This window comes from Amycolatopsis sp. NPDC049253, from assembly GCF_040678995.1.
GTDB lineage: Bacteria > Actinomycetota > Actinomycetes > Mycobacteriales > Pseudonocardiaceae > Amycolatopsis.
On the sequence record NZ_JBFAQX010000066.1, the window covers coordinates 1 to 5161 of the forward strand.

Consider the following 5161-nt stretch of genomic DNA (forward strand, 5'->3'; position numbering starts at 1 on the left):
ATCCGCTCATGCACCCGATCCAGCTGATCCATCACCACATCGACCACCACCAGGATGATCTACCACAACACCACTAACTGCCGTTGCAGTACTAGGGCTGACGAGCGTCGACCTGCTGGGCTTCTCGCTGGGCGGCATGGTCGCGCAGGCCTTCGTCCAGCAGGAGCCGGGCCTGGTCCGCCGCCTGATCCTGGCCGGCACATCGCCGGCGGGCGATGCGGGACCGGCCAACGCCTTCGGCGTACTGCAGAGTTCGGTCGAAAAGGCCACCGCCGCGGGCAAGCACCCGAAGCACGTCCTGTTCTTCTCCCAGACCTCGGCCAGCCAGGCCGCGGCCGACGCGTTCCTCGCCCGGCTCGACGAGCGCACGGCCGACCGGGACGCCGCCGTCACCAACGAGACCATCGGGGCCCAGGCCACAGCTTTGGCCAAGTGGGAGCAGAGCAGTTTGCCGACCGGCCTCGCGAACGTCTCCCAGCCCGTTCTGGTGATCAACGGTGACGAAGACATCATGATTCCGACCGTCAGCTCGTTCAACCTCGCGCACGCACTGCCGGACGCTCAGCTGGCCATCTACCCGGACGCCGGGCACGGCGCGCTTTTCCAGTACCCGCAGCTGTTCGTCCAGCAGGTCCTGGACTTCCTCCGCGACTGACGGCCGCGACAGCGAGAACACCGGGCCGGACGACCGAGGCTCAGTGTTCTTCGCTCGGCCGGGCGGCCGCCCGACACCGCCACGGCCGGGTCGACTCTTGCCGCAAGCGTGGCCCTGCTTCGGAAGAATTCCTGACGGGACCCCGGTGCTGAGCGACGGTGTCGAGGGACTGCCGCGGGTCGCTCGGGGCACAACGCTTTGATCGAAGGTGGCCCGCAGTGACTCGGGTTTGAGGGGCTCGTCCACCGGCGTCCCCTGCGGTGCCTCGCGACGCCCGCGGCCTGGACGGGGGAGACCAGGTTCGGTGCAGCGGAAGAAATCACCGACCAGATGACCCGACGCACAGTCGGCGCTCGCCGAGAGCGCCGAATTCTGTTGACGTCGTCTGTGCCTCCGGTGAGATTCGAACTCACACTGGACGGGTTTGAATCCAGCCGGGAAACGGTGCCTGACCTGCGCGGCAGCAAAATCCCCGGTTGGGTGGACCGGATATGGAACGTGCCCGCCCGGAGGGCAGGCGTGTAGCACCTGGGCGCTTGAGCGCGACCGCACTGTCATATGCGCGTAGACAGCTGAGGGGATTGCGAGCAGGGCGCGGTTTCGTCCCGACTTCTTCAGTGGCGCCCGGTGTCGATAACGCAAAAGCGGTTACCCTCGGATCGGCGAGCACAACGAAGTCGGCGTCGTCCGGATAGAGGTCCCAGTCGACGATCTGGGCGCCCAAGGACACCAGCCGCTCGACTTCGGCGGCCTGGTCGGCTGAGTCACCCGCATACAGGTCCAGGTGGATCCGCGGGTGCTCTTGAAGGGGCGCCTCAGTCAGGCCGAGCGACAACTGGACCCCGGTGCTTTCCGCCGGGGCCAGTACTACCCAATCGTCTTCCCTCTCTTCTCGCGGGGCGTACCCCAGGGCCTCCGTCCAGAACGCAGCCGCACGCGGCACATCCGAGGCACCCAGCACAACAGATCCGACGCTCGGCATGTGTCGATTCTGCGGGATAGTGGCGAGCCGACAACACCGACGATCGCCCCGAGACTGAGGCAGGAGCGGGGCCGGCCATCAGACGGCGGTCATGTTCAGTGCCCAGTTCACCTGCTCGGGCGTCAACCGGGGCCCGTTCGTCCGCTGTTCGATGTTCTGGTCAAGCTCCAGCCGCCGTCCGGTGCGGTCGCAGATGATCAGTCTTCCTATATCTCGCAACGTTGCCGCGACGTGCCTGGCGCGGGTGTCATCGCGGTTGGCCGATCAGGTCAGCGCGCACCGCAGGACGATCTCGCCGTCGTCGATCTCACCGGTCGGCTGGAAGCCGAAGCCCCGGTAGAACGGCCATGGTTCGTCTTTTCCTGGTTGGTAGCTGGTGAACAGTTCGGTGCCACCGTCCGCCCTGACCAGTTCGATGACTTTGGCCAGCGCGGCGCGCCCGTAGCCGCGGCGTTGGAACTGCGCTCCGACGAGCAGCCGCCACAGGACGTATGAGCCGACCACGCCGCGCGTACCCGGTGGCACCGCCCAGTTCAGCATGACGAAACCGACGGGCACGTCGTCCGCGTACACAGCGCGATACCAGGGCGACAACTGTGGTTTCTTGCGTGCTTCCTTCAGTGACTTCTTCACCGATGCGACGAACTTCTTCTGGTCCGGCCGGACACGCACGGCGCATATCTCGTCGCGGTTGTCGTCGGTGATTTCACGTAGTTCGACGTGTGCGGTCACCTGGCCATTATCGCGGTCCGGGGCCCCACCAGTCCTGCCATCCGGCAGTCCCCATGTGGGAGAGGGTGAACGTAGGTCGGGGTCGTGGCCTGATCGGCGTGAGTCTGGGGGCGTGTTGGGGTGGCAGGGTCGCTCGAGCACACGTTGGCTGGGCCGAACGGGTGGGAAACGAGAGTCGGGCCGTCTGCGAGGGTCGGTACTGTCGGTGCCTCGGTGTATCGCTTCTGTGAGCACAGCAACAAGGTCAGGTACTACGACGACGTCGACGCCCTCGTGCTCGGCGTGACCGGTAGCCCGTCCCGGCCGACGGCGCTCGTGCTCGGCCAGGCTGACCGCCAAGGGCGGGTGCGTGAGGTGGGGCTGTCGACGACGCTGTCGCGGTCGGCGCTCACGCCGCTGGCCGGGAAGCTCCGGCTTGCCGAGGGCGGCCCGCAGCGGGCGTCCGGGATCATCGCTGGCCTGCCCGGCAGCGAAGTCTTCAGCTTCTGGCCGGTCGAGCCTGGTGTGGTGGTCGAGGCGCGCGCGGACCGCGCGTTCGAGCGCAGCCCGGAACGCCCGTGCCCGCACCGTGCTCTCCACCTCCGTCGCGGACCACCGGTAGCCGGGCCCGCGCGCCGGCGCCGCGGCCACGAGCACCGTGCCGAATCCGCGCCGGCCGTGTGTCTCGTCCACGCGCACCTGCTCGATCACGCCCCGCTGGTCGACACCGCCCAGGCGCGCGTCGACGTCGCCGATCACCTCGTCCCAGAAGCGAGTTCAATCTGCCCGACGCCCGCGGGCGCCGGCTGCGGGCGCGCCACCAGCACCAGGTGCGCCGGGGGTGGCGGGGGCTCGTGTAGCAGCCGCCGATGATCGATCACGGCCCACCTTGGCCGCGGCAACCGGAGCTCACAACAGAGCGTGCAGCCGCTCGGGCCTGGTCCAAGCGAGTGGTCGATGCTGCCAGCCTGGCCCGTCAGTGCGAGGACGTGACCGTACAGGCACCGTCGGTGCTTGATGTCTATCCGCGCTGGTCTAGGTGGGTGCAGTTGCTCGAATCGGTTAGGTGGGGCGGCCATGTCTCGCAGTGTGCGCCATCGGCTTACCGGAGTCGAACTTATGTTCTAAACATTGAATCAGGTCTGCCAGCGCGCTCGCCGGGCCCGATGCTGGTGACGGTGATCTTTATCTGTCACTGGTGAGCGGTATCCGTCACCGGCTTGGCACTTGTCCTGGGGGACGTGCCGCGATGGGCAGGAACTTGTGCAAGCAGGCGGTGCAGCGTAGACACTGTGCATGTGGACAGGCGGGGCCCTGCAGGGCCGGGATCCGCCCGACGCGGTCCTTCTGCAGCAGAGCGTGCGCACTCGGGTGACCCGAGTGCCGCTGCCGGGGGGCGTCGCAGCCATCCGCAAGGAGCCGCTCGGTCTTGATGCGCAGGCACGGCTGCGGCACGAGGTGGCGATTCTGGAGCGGCTGCGCGGTGTCGACGGGGTCGCGCAGTTGTCGGATGCGCGGCGGTACCCGGGGTCGATCGTGCTGGTGGACGCCGGTGACACCACCCTGGCCGGGCCGGCCGAGCCGCTGGCGATCGATGAGCTGGTCCGGTTGGCCGGCAAACTGGCCCAGGCGGTCGCGGGAATGCACCGCCGCGGAGTGCTGCACCGTGATATCACTCCGGCCAACATCGTCGTCTCCGGGGGCGGGGATCCGTGTCTGGTGGATTTCGCGCTGGCGACGTCGTTCGCCGAGATTCATCCCGAGTTCACCCACCACAGCGAGATCGTCGGGTCGCTCGCCTACCTTGCCCCCGAGCAGACCGGGCGCACCGGCCGGTCGGTGGACCAGCGCGCCGACCTCTACGCGTTGGGTGCGACGCTCTACGAGCTGGCCACGGGCCGGCCGCCGTTCGGCTCCGGCGACCCACTGCGCCTGACCCACGATCACCTGGCCCGGGTGCCGGTACCGCCGGCCCAGCTGAACCCGGCAGTACCCGCTCCGCTGTCCGAGATCGTGATGCGGCTGCTGGAAAAGGAACCCGACCACCGCTACCAGTCAGCGGCGGGCCTGGCCTACGACCTGCACCAGGTCCGCGGCGTCCAGGCGCATCCGGCGGCGGCTCGGGTGCGCATCGGCGAGCACGACGTTCCGCAGCGGTTGCTACCGCCCTCGCGGCTGGTCGAACGCGAAGCCGAGGTGGCAGCGCTGGAGGCGACGTTCGAGGAGGCGCTGGCCGGCCGCTGTCAGGGTGTGCTGATCAGCGGCGTGCCGGGGGTGGGCAAGACCGCGTTGGTCGATCAGCTGCGGCCGGCGGTGACGGGCCGGGACGGCTGGTTCGTCGCCGGCAAGTTCGACCAGTACCGACGGGATATCGAGTTCAACGCGGGATATCAGGCGTTCCGGGCGTTGGGTCGGCTGTTGCTGGCCGAGCCGGAGGATGTGCTCGCCGCGATTCGTGAACGGATCGTCGATTCGGTCGGGGCGACCGCGGGTCTGTTGAGCGCGGTGGTGCCGGAGTTCGCCGTGCTGCTGGGGGTGGCGCCGGATGCGGGGGATCCGCTGACCGCGCAGGCGCGCATGCAGCAAGCAGGTGTGCAGGGGCTGCGGGCGGTCGCGTCGCGGAACCGGCCGGTGGTGGTGTTCCTCGATGACCTGCAGTGGGGTGGGCGCACCCCGCTCGGCTTCGTCGATCTCGTGCTGTCCGAGGAACCGGTCGAAGGCCTGTTGCTGGTCGGCGCCTACCGCGACGTCGAGGTGGACGCGGCGCATCCGTTGTCCGCGTTGCTGTCCCGGTGGCGCGAGCAGGCCGGTGT

The 5161-nt window shown here is 68.4% G+C and carries 5 protein-coding genes; 3 read left to right on the top strand and 2 right to left on the bottom strand.

Going from position 1 to position 5161, the window contains the following annotated elements; genetic code table 11:
* Window positions 1-97: 97 nt before the first annotated feature.
* Window positions 98-655, top strand: a complete 558-nt coding sequence (locus AB0K15_RS47790) for an alpha/beta hydrolase (RefSeq protein WP_364067858.1) — start codon at window positions 98-100, stop codon at window positions 653-655.
* 409 nt (window positions 656-1064) lie between these two features.
* On the opposite strand, the gene AB0K15_RS47795 is transcribed toward AB0K15_RS47790, so the two are convergent.
* Both AB0K15_RS47795 and AB0K15_RS47800 read right to left on the bottom strand, forming a co-directional pair.
* A complete protein-coding gene (locus AB0K15_RS47795; protein WP_364067850.1) occupies window positions 1065-1637 on the bottom strand; it encodes a VOC family protein in 573 nt (190 codons plus the stop codon).
* A gap of 264 nt (window positions 1638-1901) precedes the next feature.
* The gene (locus AB0K15_RS47800) at window positions 1902-2369 is read right to left on the bottom strand and encodes a GNAT family N-acetyltransferase (RefSeq protein ID WP_364067852.1); all 468 of its coding nucleotides are present in this window, start codon (window positions 2367-2369) and stop codon (window positions 1902-1904) included.
* 213 nt (window positions 2370-2582) lie between these two features.
* Here AB0K15_RS47800 and AB0K15_RS47805 point away from each other — a divergent pair, with 213 nt between their 5' ends.
* Together AB0K15_RS47805 and AB0K15_RS47810 are read left to right on the top strand one after the other, a co-directional pair.
* On the top strand, window positions 2583-3221 hold the full coding sequence (locus AB0K15_RS47805; protein WP_364067854.1) for a hypothetical protein: 639 nt from the start codon (window positions 2583-2585) through the stop codon (window positions 3219-3221).
* Between the two features lie 507 nt (window positions 3222-3728).
* Window positions 3729-5161, top strand: a 1433-nt coding sequence (locus AB0K15_RS47810; RefSeq protein ID WP_364067856.1) for an AAA family ATPase, incomplete at its 3' end; no start/stop codon positions are given.

Excerpts from the sequence above, each read along its gene's own strand:
- AB0K15_RS47795 (WP_364067850.1), bottom strand. The coding sequence starts at position 1,637 with ATGCCGAGCGTCGGATCTGTTGTGCTGGGTGCCTCGGATGTGCCGCGT.